Genomic DNA, 15453 nt, shown 5'->3' with positions numbered 1-15453 from the left:
ATACACTTGAGTCATGGATGATGTGGAGCTGCGGCAGTTGCGGTGCCTCGTCGCCATCGTCGACGAGGGCACCTTCACCGACGCGGCCATCGCTCTGAGCGTCTCCCAGGCGGCGGTGTCCCGGACTCTGGCCTCGCTCGAACGCGCCCTGGGGGTGAGGCTGCTCAGGCGTACCTCACGCGAGGTGACACCGACCACGACCGGGCTGCGGGTGGTCGCCCAGGCCAGGCGAGTGCTCAGTGAGGTGCACAACCTGGTCCAGGAGGCCACCTCGGGCCACAGCATCCTGCGGATCGGCTATGCCTGGTCGGCGGTCGGCCGCCACACGCCCGCGTTCCAGCGCCGCTGGGCCGCGACGCACCCCGGGACGGATCTGCACCTGGTACGCGTCAACTCCGCGACCGCCGGCCTGGCGGAGGGCGCCTGCGACCTCGCCGTCATCCGCAATCCCCTGGAGGACCGCCGCTTCGAGAGTGCCATCATCGGTCTGGAGCGGCGCCTGTGTGGCCTGTCCGCCGAGGACCCCCTGGCCACACGCCGGTCGCTACGCCTTGCCGACCTCAGCGAGCGCATCCTCCTGATCGACCGGCGGACCGGCACCACCACACCCGAGCTGTGGCCGCCCGGCTCCCGCCCGGCGACTGAGGAGACCCATAACGTCGACGACTGGCTGACCGTGATCTCCAGTGGACGCTGTGTCGGCATGACGGCGGAGTCCACCGCGCACCAGTACCCCAGGCCCGGCGTCGTCTACCGGCCGGTCCGCGACGCCGAGCCCATCGCCGTACGCCTCACTTGGTGGCGAGACGACCCGCATCCGGCGATCCAGGCGGCGATCGAACTGCTCACGGCCCTCTACCGGGGCGACTGAAGACGGAGTACGCGTCCGCCGGCGCATCGGAAGGCTTCCACCTCAGCCGTCCACGGATCTCAATCCCGACGCGTCGATCATCTCGGAGCCAGAATGCCCCGCCGGGCGCCTCTAGGACGCGAGCTGATCGGTAGTGGAACGGTTGTCGGCAAGGGTTCGGACGATGTCAGGACCCCATGTGTACTCGACGACAGGTAGTTCGAATCCTGTAGGGAAGCGTTCCATGAACTCATTGGTGGGATGGCCGCCGAGACGCCGGTAAAAGGTGATCGCGGCCACGTTATCGCGCAACACCTCCAGGTAGACCGTCTTGTCAGGGTGTTGCTCGGAGGCCCAGCCAAAAGCGTGGTACACGAGTTGGCGACCGATGCCGGACTGCTTGCGCTCCGGCTGGACGTGCAGGTTATCGAGCAAGAGGCGCCCGTCGGTTCCGGCGTCGAGATAGGCAAATCCCAGCAGGACGTTGCCATCGACGGCAACGAGCAGGCAGCGGGCGCGATCCGGTTCCGAGGCGAGGGTGGCGAGTCGGATGCTCCACATGGCCTTGCGCTCGTCGAGCAGCGGCCCATTCAAATAGCTGGCGGGCATGATCCCGGCATAGGCAGTCAGCCAGCTACGAGTGTGGAGCTCTGCGATCTGCTCGGCGTCGTCTTGGGTACCGGATCTGATCTGCATGGGCATAGAGGTTGGCATAGTCGCTGATAGAGCCGGTAATCGCCGGAGGCTTACCTGAGGAGGTCTTGCATGGCGCTGCGACCGGGCCAGGACCTCTCAGGACTCGGAGAAGACGGCCCCTGGAATGAGCAAGGCCAGGCCGGGGCTCACGTCTCCTCGAGCTGCCGCAGATACCCGGCCAGTTCGGGGACCGTCGGCAGCGTCTGCGGGTCTACGCTCTTCCGGATCAGACCGGCCTCCTCATCCCCGCGTTGCCCTTCGAGGATGACGACGACGAACCCGGGCGGAAGCGAGCCGTGAATGCCGCCCCGGCGCGCTGTCGTGGTCATCGCTTTGCAGGCATTGGCCATCGCGCTGTCGTGCGCCGCCTCGAGTGCGTCCATCGCCGCATCCCGTTCGGGCTCGGTGGTAGCGGGCGCCAGATACTCCTCAGTGAGACGCTGATACCACGGCGACATCGCATCGCTCGCGGCGTCCAGGACATCCCACCGCCACTCCGGCGGGACGAACCGTGTCGAGTACCCATAGTCCTCGCGCACCGCTGCCTCAGTGTTGGCGGCCAGGGCGGGCGGGAGGATCTTGGCACCGTCCATATAGAAAAGATGGAACGCCGCGCCGTACAGCCGCTCGCCCGGACACGCCGCCGCAAGGTCACTCAGGATGCGGCATCCGCTGTCATGCCATGCCTTCTCGAAGGCGCCCCAGTCCATCGCCGCATGCTAGCGCGCGATCCTTTAGCCACGGCCGGCTGGATATCAAGGGCCTCCCGCTGCCGATGTTTGCTAATGGCACGACGATCAGCCTGCGACCAACGCGCAAACGCCATCCGTCTCATCCTCCCGACTGCTGCCGTCTCCCCTGAGGGGGAAGCGGGCCAGGAGTCGAAGTGCCCTCGCCGGAGGCATTAAAAGGTGGTCAGCGCACGTCGCGCGCCTCTCGAGCGCCAAGCGGTCACGACTGACTGCACGAGGGTGGTTGATACGCCGTTCGTAGTGTTCACCTCGTAGTCGTACGGACCGAACGTATGCATGCCGTTGATTTCGACGTGCCCACGGCCTTCCCCGGCACGACGGTCCCCGCGCTCGTGTTCTCTTCGGTCGATCTCCGCAAGATCGCAATGCACCCCGACCAGGAACACGTCGAAGTCAGTCAATAGGCGTGATAGTTCCTCGCGCCAGGTCCGGTATTCGATGACATGTTCCAGGATCAAGTCGTTGCCTGCGGTCGCAAGGGCAGGCAGGCATCGGTGAAAGCCTTTGAAGAACCGTGGCCGCATCTCGTTCCACCAGGAGAAGGGGCCTTCGTCTTCCCGCCGCTCCGGGAGCATGCCGCTTGCCACGAATTGGTCGGAGGAGACTCGCTCCACCGGCTCCTCGCCGCCACCGGACTACGCCCGCGTGGCGACTACCAGGGCAGTTCCCCGGTCTCGTCTTGGAAGGTTCCTGTCGGGCCGTCCACATCGAGAGTGGCCAGGCGTACGACGGCTCTGGCGCTCTCCTCCGGCGATCTTCCGATCCCGAAGGCCGCGGTCATGTCGGTGGCTGTGGTGCCGGGCTCCAGGGCGTTGAACTTGATGCCGGGCTGGGATTTGGCGTACTGGACCGTCAGCATGGTCGCCGCCGCCTTGGACGCGGAGTAGAGCGCCAGCGGCAGGTGGAACTCAGGCCGGTCAGGGTTGTTCACCGCCCAGAACGATCCGGCGCTGCTCGATACGGTGACCACGGTGGGGTTCGAGGACTTGCGCAGCAAGGGGAGTGCCGCTTCTGTGACGCGTACGATCCCCACCGCGTTGGTGTCGAACACCCGCAGGGCCGTGGGACCGTCGAGGGGTTCGTTCCCGAGGATGCCCGCGTTGTGCACCAGGACGTCGAGCTGTCCCTCGGCCGCGTTGATCGTCGCCAGCGCGCTGCGCACCGAGGCGTCGTCGGTCACGTCGAGCTGCACGAACCGTGCGCCGAGGGCGGCTGCGGCCTTCTCGCCCGCTGTGTCAGCTTGGGAATTGCCGGGATCTTGGCCCGTAGTGGCGTCGACCCGCGGCTGAGGCCGGTCGTGAGCGACCGTGGTTGACCCCTCGTTGCCGAGGTTAATGGCACGGTGATCAAGGCTCAGGCCTCAAGGATAAAGATGGTCAGTTGAGCCGATGAGTGTGGGCCTGGCGTACTGGCTGCGGGAAAGGCGTACACCCGTGGCACGTGAAGCCAGGGCGAGAGCGCTGAAGATGGGGTCGTCGGCGTATCCGTCGTCATCTCGGTACAGCCCAAGTTCACGCACGTCGGCGAGGAATCGGTCAGGCTGGCCACCCTCACGCAACCGGTAGCTGTACAGGCTGAACGTGGTGATCAGTTGCTCGTTGGCCTCATAGGTGAAATCCGCGCCGTTGAGGTCAGCAAAAACCCTGGCCACTGCTGTGCCTAGGGACAATGGCTCCGCCACATTGGTGACGTACTTGGTCGCCCATCCACTCTCGGCCAGGACGGTCCCACCCTCAGCCGAGTAGGCTGCGACTCCGTACTCTCCGGAGGTGCCCGGAGTAACCTTGATCCGCCGCAGCGCATCCTCAGGAGACAGCCCCCGTACGAAGTTGATGCACAGAATCGTGGTGCCGACGCCATCCGTCCATGCATCGCGAAGCCAGACGTAATCCGCGGCTGATGCACTGCTGATCGCATCCCCTCCCACTACTCGATAGCTGCGGAAATCCTTGCAGATGGCTCCGCCACCACGGCGGCACGATCATTTTCCACCTGCACCTCCGCCTGTCTGATCATCCCTCCTGCTGTCGACCCGCCCGAAGGGGAAGCGGGCCACGGGCATGCGGCCAGCGTCTGCGCATCCCGGGCGATCAGCAGATCGATCGGGCGGCGAGTCACGATATCCACCAGGACGGTTCCGTAGACCTTGCCACGTCGCAGGGCGTAGTCATCGATTCCCAGAACCGTCGGCGCCGTGATGGGCAGCTCTGGAAGCGCGCGGATCACCCGCAGGAGTGTCGTCCTGCTGGTCAACAAGCCCAGCGCCCTGGCCAGACGAGCCCCGGCGCGGCCGGCCAAGGCCAGTGCGATCGATGCCAAGCCCGTGGTCAGCGGGAGGCTGCGCCACCGCCCATATCGGCAGGTCACGTCCGGCACCCGCTCAGCGAAAGTCTTTCTCCCGCAGACCGCGTTGACGCACACGAACCTTCGGACCGTCAGCTGAATCACCACCGACTCGCCGCTGACCGCCAGCGCTGTCAGCTTGGAATTGTAGGAATCCCAGCTCGTACGGTTACGACCTCGAGCTGAGGCCGGCCGCGAGTGACCGTGATTGAGCCCTCATTACCACCCTTAACGGCACGCTAATGGCACGACAATCACGACTCTGAGCTGGGCTTCTCCTGCCCGGCTATACCTCGCTGTTGACGCAGCCCGTGAAACCGGAAGACAGCTTCCCGCTGTTGCTCGATTGAAGCGATCTCGTGGGGATGGGCCGATGCGAACAAGTCCACTTCCTTAAGTGCCTCGCCTGGAAGCTTGGATGCCAAGACGTATCCGAAGCGGCCATTGGTGAACTGTCGGAGCTGGCCTGATGGCCAGACATCCGCTCGTGCTCCTTGGCAGCAGAGATTGAGGCCTTCCACTTCCAACCGGCGGCGGAGATCGATGAGGCATGCCAGCAGGTCCTCGCCCTCTACATCCAGTAGGAGGCTGCGGGACGCGAATGCGAGCCTGGCCGGCACAGAGTTATAGAGCATGAGGGCCGCCATTGTGGTCGTGCCCACGCGGTCGACAACGTCAAGTTGGAGGACTTCATCGGGCGATGTCTGCATAGATGCTCAGCTTAGGACTGACGCTTTGGGCTATGAGGCGCCCAGCAGATTCTGGACAGTCGGCTACATAAGCTGACAGAAGCCTGGAAGGGGTAGGTACATGACGAGGCGTCGTAGGCAGTTCTCCCCGGAGTTCAAGGAAGAAGCCGTCCGCATGGTGCTGGAGGGCGAACGATGGTCGCGTCGGTGGCGCGCGGGTTCGGGATCAATGCGAGCACCTTGGGCAGTTGGGTGAACCAGCATCGGATCACGCGCGCTCAGGACGAGCAGCAGCCGGTCTCCGGGCCGGGCCAGGCCGGGCCAGAATCCGGAAGATGGAGCGGGAGAACGCCGAATTGCGCGAGAAGCTGACTTTCCATAATAAAGCAGTCGGCGCTGCCGTGAGAGGGGGCGGGGTTCGGTCTGACCGAACCCCGCCGGTGGCGCAAAACCGCTCAGCTAGCGAAAAGCGCGCTGTGAATGTCGACAGGGTTGGCGGCGTCGCCGGTGGCCACGCCATACACGGCCGTGAAGGCACTGCCAACCGAGACCAGGCCGGTGTAGTCCCCGACCAGGCGTCCGACGCTTGTCGCCGGAACCTTCCGCGCGTCGAACGGCCCTTCGATGTGCTGCTCGCGCCACGCCCCGGGCTGCGTGCAGTCGTTGGCGCAGGTGACGGCCCACACGTCGGTTGGCAGGGTGGCAGGGTCGGGCGTGTTGTTGCGGAAGTCGTAGTAGGTGACCGCAACAGTGCCCGTACGGGATGCGGCGATGACCGGTACGGCGGCGGAACCGGTGGGCGTCTTGTCCACGCGGACCGGGCTGGACCAAGTCTTTCCGCCGTCCGTCGACCGCGAGTAGGCCACGTGGAAGGTGCCGTCGGAGTCCTGGCTCTGCCAGACGGCGTTGACCACCTGGGTGCCCGGCTGGGCGGCCAGCAGCGGCAGGGAGGCGTTGCGTACCGGGTCACCCGAGTTGTCTGGGTCCGGGATGCGGGGGCCCACTGCGAGCGGAGCCGGAACGTTCAACGTCGGCGCCGACCAGGTCTGGCCGCCGTCGGTCGAGCGGATGACCTGGGTGGCACCATCGGTGTCCGTCTCGTGGTGCATGCCGATCAGCAGCGTCCCATCGGCGAGCGGCACCAGTTGTGTGCCGATGACGCCACTGTTGGCGGGTACGTCGTACACCTTCTTCGTGGTCCAGGTGCGCCCGTCGTCGGTCGACTTCGCCAGATAGATCGGCTGTACCCAGCTCGTGTCCGTGCTGTCGATGCGGTCCCAGACCGCGTAGACCACGCCCGGATGGTACGGGTCCGCGGTCACCGACGGGCGATCGTTGAAGTAGCGCGGGTTGTCGTCCCGTTGCAGGGTTACCGGGGCGTCCCAGTGCCGGCCGCCGTCAGCGGACCGGGACACCAGGATGGCGGTCACATCGCCGGTGCGCGAAAGCGAGAACGACGCGGCCACCGCCGCACCCGATGGTGTGACCGTGACCCAGTTGTCGGTTGTGACGTCGTAGTCTCCGCCGTTGGCGGTCGTACCGCCGTTACACCGAGAGAAAGCAGGCAGGTTCTCGGACCGCTGCCAGGTCTTGCCGTAGTCGTCCGATACGGCGGTAACCGCGCCGTTGCTGCCGTACCGGTTCCAGCGGTCCTGCTGGAACACCGTGACGAGGTGCCACGGCCGGTTCGGGTCCCGCGCCAGCATGGGCAGGACTTCGGTGTTCGGGTTCAGCGTGTAGCCGTCGGCCGGGGGAAGTCCGCAGCCTGCGGGCAGGGGGCTGCTGCCCGAGACCGGCCGCACGATGGCAGGTCCGGCGGATGCGGCACCTTGCGCGGAAGCGGGCTGCGCAACAGCGCAGGCGATCAGGATGGCCGCTGCGGGTAATAAAACCCTGGAGCGTCGAATCACGAGCCTTCCTCATCTTCGTCGATGGGGCGTCTGCAGGGGACGTCGACCGCCTCGCCGGGGGGTGGCCCCCAGGAGTCGGCAAACGATGCGAGGGCAGAGTACTGTCTCAAGATCAGTTTTGTCTGCCCGTTGGCCGTACGCATAGTCAAGGGAAGTGTCCGAACCGAACCCTCGCCTCCGGGCCTTGTAGCACCTACAAGAGTCTGTCGACCGTCGCCGAACGCCAGGACGGGCAGGCCTCCTACTGCCCGGTCGAGCCCGCGTCGACGGCAGGCGCCGGATCGTCCCCCAGCAGCATCCGGCCCCAACCGAGAACTTCCTCCCCAACGACCCAGTTGACCGAGAGTCCGGACGACGCTAGGCCGCTGGGTCTGGACCGGCACGCTAATGGCACGACTATCAGCCCGCGACCTGGTGTTTCCCGCGCAGCGCTCGCACGCTGACCGACGACAGCCTGCCGAGTCGATGGTGGGCGAGATGATCAAGATTGCGCCTCAGCCATCTACTGCCTAGCGCGCGGTACGTAGTTCAGAGCCGCTCGCTGCCCTGGTCACCAGACCTCCGCCTATCCAGGCCCGTCCACTTCAGCTCATGATCGTCCGCCTGGCCGGCTCCCAATGCCTGGTGCATTACCTGAGGTACGAGACGCGCAAGGCGAAGGCGTCCGAACTATGATCCCTGATCGGCCAGTGCCGTATGAAACGTGGCCTCGTCTAATGACCGTCGGCAGGTCTGGACAGACGGCGTCTCTCGCGCCGAGGAACGCCGGGCACGGTGGAACGCGAGGAGTACATGAGCCAGTATTTCCAGGTTGGCGATCAAGTCCTCTGGAACCCCTCGAACGGAGTCGCTGGCCTATTCATGCGATTAGCAGAGGCATTTGCCCTCGAGACGGGCTTGCCGACGGGACTCGGCCCCATGGAGAGCGACGAATGTGAGGTCGACCTGGCTACCTTCGCGGCCTTCGTGGGTGCTCTCATCGAGCGCTTCGAGCGTTCGAACCATGCGATCCTGCATTCAATCATGGAGGGCTTCATAGCGACGGCCCTCGTGCTCGTCGAGCGTGGCGGAGCAATACTTCCCCTGCATGATGCCAGCGATGGCGGCTGGAGAGATGTGCAGGTAGGCGAGCATTCCGCATGTCCGCAAGGTGATCACGTATGTGATGTTGAGCGATGGGCGGCCCTTTCCGCGCAGCATGCTCGGGCAATGCCGCGCTAAGGCTCGGGGAGTTGCCCGACCTACTCGCTCCTGCCAGGTGATCACCAATGCATCACATATGCTCCTCGGCGAGGCGTGCGATCTGGTCGACGGTTTCGAGCGGCACCGTGACCGCGATGTCCCATGTCTCGTCGTCCTGGCCGATGAGGATCGTCGCTTGTTCCTCGTTTGCCGCCCAGAACACGTGCGCGTCAGCACAGGTCCCGACTGAAAATGAGCGGCGTGCATCCCAATCTGCCTCCTTGATCCCGCGGAGGCGCATCAAATCCGCCAGAGGCGCCCGGATGTTAAGCTCCCAGGCTTCGGTCTGGAGCTTCACCACGGCCCCGGAATCATCGGACTCATCCAAGGTCACATCAACCACGCGGCCATAATCGCACTCATAGGACGCTTAATGGCACGCAGAGATCAACGACCACAGAATCCGTCGGCCTACCGGGGCTTTCACGGATGAGAGCGGGTGACGGGAATCGAACCCGCGCTGACAGCTTAGGAACTGCATCGATCAGGACCCACAGGAAGTCTGAGCTGGGCAGAAAGTCGGTCATGAGTGACCGTGATTGCCCCCTCGCCACCCCTCTTACGTAATGGCCCGGTGATCAGCCCGTCCCCTGGTGTTTCTCGCGCAACGCGCGCTCCCCGCCCGCCTGATCATCCCAGCTGCCGTCGACCCGCCCGAGGGGGAAGCGGGCCAGGGCAACGGCTACCAGATGGAGCGCCCCCGGACGAACGATCTGGTACCTATGGCCCTGTCTCCTCGGTTTGTCCCGGGTCGATGGTGGGCGGGATGATCAGGCTTCCACCTCAGCGGTTTCCGGGTCCGCGCGGCGAGCATCCCGGAGCCGGAGCGCCCCCGCCGGAGGCTATGGTCTGCCCATGCCAGACTTTGACGCATGGGCGCGGCTTTCTCTATGGGAGCAGGCTGACTCCCTCGTGGGTGACGCCGAGATTGTAATTGATCGTCCTGCGGGCACGCCGCATCCCAAGGTGTCGAGCTTCATCTACCCGCTGGATTATGGCTTCTTGTCGGGGACCCAAGGCGGGGATGGCGAGGGCATCGATGTGTGGGTCGGCTCGTCTCCGGTGCGGACCGTGTCGGCCGTAGCCTGCACGGTGGATCTGCTCAAGCGGAACGCAGAGGTCAAGTTTTTGTGGTGCTGCTCGTCGGATGAGATTGCGTTGGTGGAGTCTACGCCCCTCAGCCTCAAGCGGCTGTAATGATCCACCGGCCGAGCTGAGCAAGACCGCGTGGCACTGGCGGCGGCGTGACGATGGTCAGCGCGGCGGCTCGGTACGGCATGGTGCGGCTACGGCGATGCCCCGCGCGGCGCCCGTACCGCGACCGGTCCCCAGGCCACAGCGCGGCACGAGGACGCTGGGGCGGGGCGTACGGCGGCGCGGCGCCGCTTGATACCTACAAGAACTATTCGGCCGTGCGCTTGTTGTATCTCGCGGCCTTGTGTGCCTCAGCGATGAGTTCGACGAGATCCGCTACGAGCTTCGGGCTTGCGGCGATGGTCGCGTGGGCGGTCATGCTGTGCGGGCTGCCATCGATGTCGACCACGGCGACCCCGGCCTCACGAGCGATGACGACACCCGCGGCGGTGTCCCACGGATTGTTGCTCAGCATGATGTTGGCGTCGATCTTGCCTGCCGCTACCCAAGCCAGGTCGATCACGGCTGAACCGAACATCCGTGAGGCCGGCGCTTTCTGGCTGGCACCGGCTCCGTCCTCGGCTCCGCTCCGCTTGGCCCGGGTCGATGGCGGCTCCCGAGATACGTCGTAGGGAGCACGTCCGAGGTGGGATCCGGAGCAGCCGGGCTGTCAGCGCCGCTTTGCTCGCGCGACGTCTCAGGTGTCCGCGGCCAGGCGCCCTGTCAGAAGATCCAGGCGGTGAAGAGACGTCTCAGGCAGGCATGTCGACGGTCAGTCCGGCTGCCTGGACGGCATCGGCCAGTCGTTTGTCATATGTCACGAATGAAGTGAGCCGGGAGCGGATGCGGAGAGCAGTTGCCAGGTGGATAGCGTCCAGGCTCCGTACGGTCACCGGTTTCACGGTCTGGGCCAGGATGCGAATGCCGGCGTCCAGTTCCACCAGGTCGATCAAGTCGAGGACCAGGTGAAGTCGGGTGACGGCTTCTGGGGCGTAGCGTGCCAGGGCCCGTGATGACTCGATCTCCAGCAAAACCGAACTCGTCCATCCGGTCTCTGCCCGTTCGTCAAGCCAGTCGCGCAATGCCTGCGACTCGGCTTCGGCGTGGGCGAGTTTCACGACGGCGGCCGAGTCGAGATAGATCATCAGCGTTCGTCCTCGCGGCTGTGGGCGATCTCCGCGGCAATGTCGATGCCGTCCGGTTCGCCGAGCGGCATACGCAGGACAGCGCGCCGCATAGCGGCAGCGCGCTCCTTACGAAGGGCGGCTTCCAGCACGGCTTGGCGGATAGCCGCCGAGCGTGAGCTGCCGTCATGGGTGAGAATATCCAGGGCGTGCTCAGTCTCCGGGTCGCTGCGGATGGTGATGGTGTCGGCCATGCGGCCACCGTAAGACGCTTTGTCTTACGGTGGCAAGTCCTGGCCCGTCTTCCCCTCCGCGGCGCCCGTCCAGCGCCGAACAATGATCTTGATTCCCGGTGTGGACATACAACGGGGACTTTAAGCGAAGGCAGAGGTGACACGCCGTTGAAAACTTCTGCAGAAAGCGGATGGCTCTCCGGCCGGGTGACGGGAATCGAACCCGCGCTGTCAGCTTGGGAACTCCTCCAAGATCGCAGAAGCTGAACAGGGAAAGTGCTGACCTGGGCCGATGCCGGCCGAGCGACCCTGAGTTCCCACGACTCCCCGTTGATCGCCGTCCGAACGGGCACGCAGCGGGCACGCCTGGCGAACGCTACGGGGGCCAAGATCTCGGCATGCTCACTCGGACTCAGAGGTGCCGGGCCTGCCGCGCGAAGGGCCGGCGGTGGTTGCGTAAGAGCCGCGCCGACAGTGAACGCCGTATCGAGGGTGCGGCTGTCACTCCGCCGAAGGTCGCTTGCTTTGAGTGCTCGAGGCCCGCCGCGTAATGGCAATCATCATGCGCTGCGTCAGCCCGCACGTCGCCCCTCCGAAGCCGGATGCCCACCGGCTGGACTGGCTACCCACCCGGCCACAACATGGCGATCGTCGTGCTGTACCTGATCGGCGGGCACGACCCGCTGCGGCACCCCGATCACGCGCGTTCCTTTCATGAAGCGGTCGTCCTACCCCTGCCCGAGATGCCAGCGGCGGCCGCGCTGACCACGGCGAGCGTCGCTCCCACCCACATCACCGCGGATATCGACACTCCGTCCACGACCCGGCCGCCGACGAATGAGCCGAGCGCGATGGAGACGTTGAAGGCGCCGACGAAGAGCGCCGTGCCCATTTCGCCGCCGCCCGACCGCATGATCCAGAGCTGCAGGGTCACTCCTACGCCGCCGTAGCCCAGGCCCCACACCACGAGCACGATCAGGGGCAGGCCGATCAGGGGCAGCGCCGCCGTGGAGAGTGCCATGAGCACGGCCAGCGTGACCAGGACCGGCTTGGGGTTCCTGGCCGCCCATGCGCCAGCCGCGAAGTTGCCGGCCACGCCCGCGGCGCCGTACATGAGGAGGGCGGCGCTGACGAGGGCGGGACCAGCGTGCGAGACCTGCTCCAGGAACGGCCGGACGTACGTGTAGGCCGCGAAGTGGCCGGACACGATCAAGACGGTCAGGACAAGGACGATCTTTAGCGGGCCGGAGAGCCACGCGAGCCGCCCCTCCGACGCGCGAGCCTGGGCCTCGTGGGGCAACGACTCGGACGCTCGGGCTCGGGGATCGCCGGGGAGGGGCGGCAGGGTGGTAGCCAGCAGCGCGAGTAGGGCCAGGGCCAGCACCCCCATGGCGATGAACGCGGTCCGCCACCCCGCGAACGACGAGATGAACGTCGCCAAGGGCACCCCCAGTACCGACGCCACCGAAACCCCGGCCAAGATGATCGACGTGGCTCGCCCGACGGACCCTTCGGGCACCAGTCGCAGGCCGAGTCCGGCCGCGAAGGCCCAGAACCCGCCGATGCTTACCCCGGTCAGCACCCGGGCGGCCAGCATGACGGGGTAGTTCGGCGCGAACGCGCCCGCGAGATTGGCCACCGCCAGCAGTGCCATCAGCCCCAGTAGCGTGACGCGCCGGTCGAGCCGTCGGGTGGTGATCGCCAGCACGGGCGCGGAGACGGCGGCGACCAGTCCGGGCGCCGACATCATCAGCCCGGCCGTCCCGTCGGAGACGCCGAGGGTGGCGGCGATCGAGGTCAGGAGGCCAACGGGCAGCATCTCGCTGGTCACGATGGTGAAGGTGCCCACCGCGACCGAAAACACGGCGAGCCAGCGCGCCCGGGTGGCGGCAGAAACATCAGTCATGGTCATGCATGCCAGCTTTCTGCCGGCCACCAGCGGGAACAATGGCGGAAGTCCAAGGCTTGGTTTAGGTGGACTAAGCGATCAGATGGAGGTGGGATGGAATTCAGGGAGCTGGAGTGCTTCGTCGTGCTCAGTGAGGAGCTGCACTTCGCGCGTACGGCCGAGCGCCTCTACCTGTCACCTGGCCGGGTAAGCCAGCTCATGCGCTCGCTGGAAACCAGGCTCGGCGGCCGGCTCTTCCACCGGACCAGCAGGCGCGTGCGCCTCACGCCCCTGGGCGAACGTTTCCTGGCTGATCTGCGCCCCTCCTACGACGGCCTCGCGAACGCGGTCAGCCGGGCCAAGGCGGCCGCCCGCGAGGTGACAGGCGTGATCAGGCTCGGCTTTTTCGCCACCCCCACAGACGTCGTCATCGGCAGCGTGCGCGCCTTCGAGCGCCAGTACCCGGGGTGCGAGGTCGAGTTGGTGGAAATCCCGCTCTCCGACCCTTTTGGCAAGTTGCGGGTCGGGCAGGTGGACATCGCGTTCACGTTGCTCCCGGTGGACGAGCCCGATCTGGCTACGAGCGAAGGGCTGAACCGGGTCTCGTACCAGCTCGGCCTCTCCTCGCGCCACCCGTTGGCCGCCCGTGCGAGTATCGGCGCGGAGGAGCTGGCCGACCTGTCCCTGATCGGCCTGGACGGCCCGGCTCCGCGCGCATGGCGCGAGCGTGTGACACCGTCCGTAACCCCTTCCGGCCGGCCCATTCCCCTGGCCGGTACGGTGGCCACCAGCCAGGAGGGCCTGACCCAGGTGGCGCTCAACCGGGGCGGCATGTTGTTCTGCACTCCGACGGCGGCTCACCACGGGCGCCCGGACGTCCGCTTCGTTCCCGTCGCGGGGTTGCCCCCCTCGATCCTCGGCCTGGCTTGGGTGAAGGCGGCGGAGACTGCGGCGATCCGTGCGTTCAACGAAGCGGCTGTCGAGCACGCGCTCAAGGCAGCGGCCCTGGTGGCATAGGACATAACGGGCAACAAAGTGCCGCGAAGTGTACGTCCGCAGATTTCAGCTCGCCGAGATCCGTCAGGCCGCCGGTGTCACCCAGGCTGAACTCGCCAACACCTGGGAGCCAGCCAAGCTCGCGTCTCCAAGATTGAACACGGCGAGGTATCCGGCATCGACGTCGTGCGAGAGTACATCGCCGCGATCGGGGGCACTTGGATCTCGTAGCTACACTCGGCGGCCGAACCTGGAAAGTCGCTTGAGGGGGCGCGCCGATCTGCGGCCAAGTAGTTCAGAGCTTCGACAGCCCCGACATGAGCCCCCTACCTGGGCTTTCCTATGAGAGCGGGTGACGGGAATCGAACCCGCGCTGTCAGCTTGGGAATTGCAGGGATCTTGGCTCGTAGGGGCGTTGACCTGGGGCTGAGGCCGGTCGTGAGTGACCGTGGTTGACCCCTTGTTACCGCCCTTAATGGCACGCTAATGGCACGACGATCAGCCCGCGACCTGGTGTTTCACGCGCGACGCGCACACGCCGGCCGCCTGATCACCCCGTCTGCCGTCGACCCGCCCGAGGAGGCGCCAGGGCCACGGGGACATCCTTGATGGGAGACACGCAACGGGCACCTCGGGTGGGGCAGTCTCTGGACCCGCGAGCTTTCTCATCCACCAATCGACACGACTCAGGGCTCGCCAGGCGCAATCTTCGGCGAGAGGCGGCGTGCATCGAAGGTGGACGTGGAGAATATGACCAGATGGTTATAATCGTTCGTATGAGCTGGGAGGTCAGTCTTCATCCGGAGGTCGAGGCATGGTATCTGACCTTGTGCGCAACCGATCCGGAGACTGCAGACCTGATCAAGGACGCGATCGATCAGCTCGCGGAGGAAGGCCCGACGGCGCGTCGTCCTCTGGTCGACCGGGTACAGGGCAGCCAGTACCACAACATGAAGGAACTACGCCCACCTTCATCGGGGACGAGTGAGATCCGGATGCTGTTCTGCTTCGATCCGGCAAGGGAAGCGATCTTTCTGGTGGCCGGGGACAAAGCCGGCAACTGGGACCGCTGGTATCGGGAAGCGATACCACTGGCTGATGAACGATTTGCCCAGCATCTGATCACGCTCAAGCGAGAAGAGCAGGAGGAGCGATGAGCACTCGGTACAGCAAGTGGTCAGATGTCAAGGCCAAGGCGGCAGCGCTCGACCCGCGAGACGAGACGGAACGCGCTGCTGGAGAAGCCGTCGCGCGCGAACGCCGCGAAGCGTACGTCCGCGGATTCCAGCTCGCCGAGATCCGTCAGGCCGCCGGTGTCACCCAGGCTGAACTCGCCGACACCTTGGGAGTCAGCCAAGCTCGCATCTCCAAGATCGAGCACGGCGAGGTATCCGGCATCGACGTCGTACGGGAGTACATCGCTGCGCTCGGGGGCCACTTGGATCTCGTGGCGACGCTCGGCGACCGAACCTGGAAAGTCGCCTGAGAAAGGCGCGCCGATCTGCGGCCAACTAGTTCAGGGCTTCGACCGTGCGAGCCCACGCACAAGCCCTCACTCGGGCTTTCTTATGAGAGCGGGTGACGGGAATCGAACCC

At 65.6% G+C, this 15453-nt stretch carries 17 protein-coding genes and 3 pseudogenes; 7 read left to right on the top strand and 13 right to left on the bottom strand.

What is annotated here, in order from left to right; genetic code table 11:
• The first annotated feature begins 13 nt into the window (after positions 1 to 13).
• Positions 14 to 871 (top strand): LysR family transcriptional regulator, encoded by an 858-nt coding sequence (locus tag AB0B64_RS43125; protein WP_357958273.1) that lies wholly within the window; start codon positions 14 to 16, stop codon positions 869 to 871.
• 111 nt (positions 872 to 982) lie between these two features.
• Here the strand turns inward: AB0B64_RS43125 and AB0B64_RS43120 are convergent, their stop codons facing one another.
• The 8 genes from AB0B64_RS43120 to AB0B64_RS43085 form a co-directional block, all read right to left on the bottom strand.
• Positions 983 to 1546 (bottom strand): GNAT family N-acetyltransferase, encoded by a 564-nt coding sequence (locus AB0B64_RS43120; RefSeq protein ID WP_357958275.1) that lies wholly within the window; start codon positions 1544 to 1546, stop codon positions 983 to 985.
• Between the two features lie 146 nt (positions 1547 to 1692).
• Positions 1693 to 2256, bottom strand: coding sequence for a DUF4303 domain-containing protein (locus AB0B64_RS43115; protein WP_358185584.1), 564 nt, complete (start codon positions 2254 to 2256; stop codon positions 1693 to 1695).
• 194 nt (positions 2257 to 2450) lie between these two features.
• Positions 2451 to 2912 (bottom strand): hypothetical protein, encoded by a 462-nt coding sequence (locus AB0B64_RS43110; RefSeq protein ID WP_357958278.1) that lies wholly within the window; start codon positions 2910 to 2912, stop codon positions 2451 to 2453.
• A gap of 38 nt (positions 2913 to 2950) precedes the next feature.
• Positions 2951 to 3634 (bottom strand): SDR family NAD(P)-dependent oxidoreductase, encoded by a 684-nt coding sequence (locus tag AB0B64_RS43105; protein WP_358185778.1) that lies wholly within the window; start codon positions 3632 to 3634, stop codon positions 2951 to 2953.
• Between the two features lie 24 nt (positions 3635 to 3658).
• Complete coding sequence (locus AB0B64_RS43100) at positions 3659 to 4225, bottom strand: DUF6461 domain-containing protein (RefSeq protein ID WP_358185581.1); 567 nt, start codon at positions 4223 to 4225, stop codon at positions 3659 to 3661.
• A complete protein-coding gene (locus tag AB0B64_RS43095) occupies positions 4225 to 4749 on the bottom strand; it encodes a hypothetical protein (RefSeq protein WP_358185578.1) in 525 nt (174 codons plus the stop codon). Before AB0B64_RS43095 ends, AB0B64_RS43100 begins: the two co-directional genes overlap by 1 nt.
• Before the next feature lie 146 nt (positions 4750 to 4895).
• On the bottom strand, positions 4896 to 5351 hold the full coding sequence (locus tag AB0B64_RS43090) for a hypothetical protein (RefSeq protein ID WP_358185575.1): 456 nt from the start codon (positions 5349 to 5351) through the stop codon (positions 4896 to 4898).
• Positions 5352 to 5785: 434 nt separating this feature from the next.
• Entirely contained in the window at positions 5786 to 7132 is a 1347-nt protein-coding gene (locus tag AB0B64_RS43085; RefSeq protein WP_358185572.1) for a sialidase family protein, read from the bottom strand.
• A gap of 882 nt (positions 7133 to 8014) precedes the next feature.
• Between AB0B64_RS43085 and AB0B64_RS43080 the strand changes: the two genes are divergently transcribed.
• Positions 8015 to 8461, top strand: coding sequence for a DUF6086 family protein (locus tag AB0B64_RS43080; RefSeq protein WP_358185569.1), 447 nt, complete (start codon positions 8015 to 8017; stop codon positions 8459 to 8461).
• Between the two features lie 52 nt (positions 8462 to 8513).
• Here the strand turns inward: AB0B64_RS43080 and AB0B64_RS43075 are convergent, their stop codons facing one another.
• Positions 8514 to 8825, bottom strand: a complete 312-nt coding sequence (locus AB0B64_RS43075; protein WP_358185565.1) for a hypothetical protein — start codon at positions 8823 to 8825, stop codon at positions 8514 to 8516.
• A gap of 512 nt (positions 8826 to 9337) precedes the next feature.
• On the opposite strand from AB0B64_RS43075, the gene AB0B64_RS43070 reads away from it, so the two are divergent.
• Positions 9338 to 9679, top strand: coding sequence for a hypothetical protein (locus AB0B64_RS43070; RefSeq protein WP_358185562.1), 342 nt, complete (start codon positions 9338 to 9340; stop codon positions 9677 to 9679).
• Between the two features lie 205 nt (positions 9680 to 9884).
• Here AB0B64_RS43070 and AB0B64_RS43065 read toward each other — a convergent pair.
• From AB0B64_RS43065 to AB0B64_RS43055, 3 genes and pseudogenes are all read right to left on the bottom strand, one after another.
• Positions 9885 to 10211, bottom strand: a pseudogene (locus tag AB0B64_RS43065) (inositol monophosphatase family protein); the annotation flags it as partial.
• A 157-nt stretch (positions 10212 to 10368) separates the two neighbouring features.
• Entirely contained in the window at positions 10369 to 10761 is a 393-nt protein-coding gene (locus tag AB0B64_RS43060; RefSeq protein ID WP_358185559.1) for a type II toxin-antitoxin system VapC family toxin, read from the bottom strand.
• Complete coding sequence (locus AB0B64_RS43055) at positions 10761 to 10994, bottom strand: hypothetical protein (protein WP_357962482.1); 234 nt, start codon at positions 10992 to 10994, stop codon at positions 10761 to 10763. Before AB0B64_RS43055 ends, AB0B64_RS43060 begins: the two co-directional genes overlap by 1 nt.
• 660 nt (positions 10995 to 11654) lie before the next feature.
• Between AB0B64_RS43055 and AB0B64_RS43050 the strand changes: the two are divergent.
• Positions 11655 to 11738 (top strand): annotated as a pseudogene (locus AB0B64_RS43050) (zinc finger domain-containing protein); the annotation flags it as partial.
• A gap of 124 nt (positions 11739 to 11862) precedes the next feature.
• Here the strand turns inward: AB0B64_RS43050 and AB0B64_RS43045 are convergent.
• A pseudogene (locus AB0B64_RS43045) lies at positions 11863 to 12879 on the bottom strand (MFS transporter); the annotation flags it as partial.
• A 96-nt stretch (positions 12880 to 12975) separates the two neighbouring features.
• Here AB0B64_RS43045 and AB0B64_RS43040 point away from each other — a divergent pair.
• The 3 genes from AB0B64_RS43040 to AB0B64_RS43030 all read left to right on the top strand — a co-directional run bounded on the left by AB0B64_RS43040 (position 12976) and on the right by AB0B64_RS43030 (position 15343).
• Positions 12976 to 13878, top strand: coding sequence for a LysR family transcriptional regulator (locus tag AB0B64_RS43040; RefSeq protein WP_358185555.1), 903 nt, complete (start codon positions 12976 to 12978; stop codon positions 13876 to 13878).
• A gap of 755 nt (positions 13879 to 14633) precedes the next feature.
• Positions 14634 to 15014 carry a type II toxin-antitoxin system RelE/ParE family toxin gene (locus AB0B64_RS43035; RefSeq protein WP_358185552.1) on the top strand — a complete coding sequence of 127 codons (381 nt, stop codon included), beginning with the start codon at positions 14634 to 14636 and terminating at the stop codon, positions 15012 to 15014.
• Positions 15011 to 15343: a helix-turn-helix transcriptional regulator gene (locus AB0B64_RS43030; RefSeq protein ID WP_062431302.1), complete on the top strand. Its 333-nt coding sequence runs from the start codon at positions 15011 to 15013 to the stop codon at positions 15341 to 15343. Before AB0B64_RS43035 ends, AB0B64_RS43030 begins: the two co-directional genes overlap by 4 nt.
• The last annotated feature ends 110 nt before the right edge of the window (positions 15344 to 15453 follow it).

The sequence above is a fragment of the Nonomuraea sp. NPDC049129 genome, from assembly GCF_040648495.1.
Lineage (GTDB): Bacteria > Actinomycetota > Actinomycetes > Streptosporangiales > Streptosporangiaceae > Nonomuraea.
This window is presented reverse-complemented; position numbering and strand designations above follow the sequence as displayed.

Bases quoted from the DNA above. Each gene is read 5' to 3' on its own strand.
- AB0B64_RS43125 (WP_357958273.1), top strand. From the start codon at position 14: ATGGATGATGTGGAGCTGCGGCAGTTGCGGTGCCTCGTCGCCATCGTC.
- AB0B64_RS43040 (WP_358185555.1), top strand. From the start codon at position 12,976: ATGGAATTCAGGGAGCTGGAGTGCTTCGTCGTGCTCAGTGAGGAGCTG.
- AB0B64_RS43090 (WP_358185575.1), bottom strand. From the start codon at position 5,351: ATGCAGACATCGCCCGATGAAGTCCTCCAACTTGACGTTGTCGACCGC.
- AB0B64_RS43055 (WP_357962482.1), bottom strand. From the start codon at position 10,994: ATGGCCGACACCATCACCATCCGCAGCGACCCGGAGACTGAGCACGCC.
- AB0B64_RS43060 (WP_358185559.1), bottom strand. From the start codon at position 10,761: ATGATCTATCTCGACTCGGCCGCCGTCGTGAAACTCGCCCACGCCGAA.
- AB0B64_RS43070 (WP_358185562.1), top strand. From the start codon at position 9,338: ATGCCAGACTTTGACGCATGGGCGCGGCTTTCTCTATGGGAGCAGGCT.
- AB0B64_RS43120 (WP_357958275.1), bottom strand. From the start codon at position 1,546: ATGCAGATCAGATCCGGTACCCAAGACGACGCCGAGCAGATCGCAGAG.
- AB0B64_RS43115 (WP_358185584.1), bottom strand. From the start codon at position 2,256: ATGGACTGGGGCGCCTTCGAGAAGGCATGGCATGACAGCGGATGCCGC.
- AB0B64_RS43035 (WP_358185552.1), top strand. From the start codon at position 14,634: ATGAGCTGGGAGGTCAGTCTTCATCCGGAGGTCGAGGCATGGTATCTG.
- AB0B64_RS43030 (WP_062431302.1), top strand. From the start codon at position 15,011: ATGAGCACTCGGTACAGCAAGTGGTCAGATGTCAAGGCCAAGGCGGCA.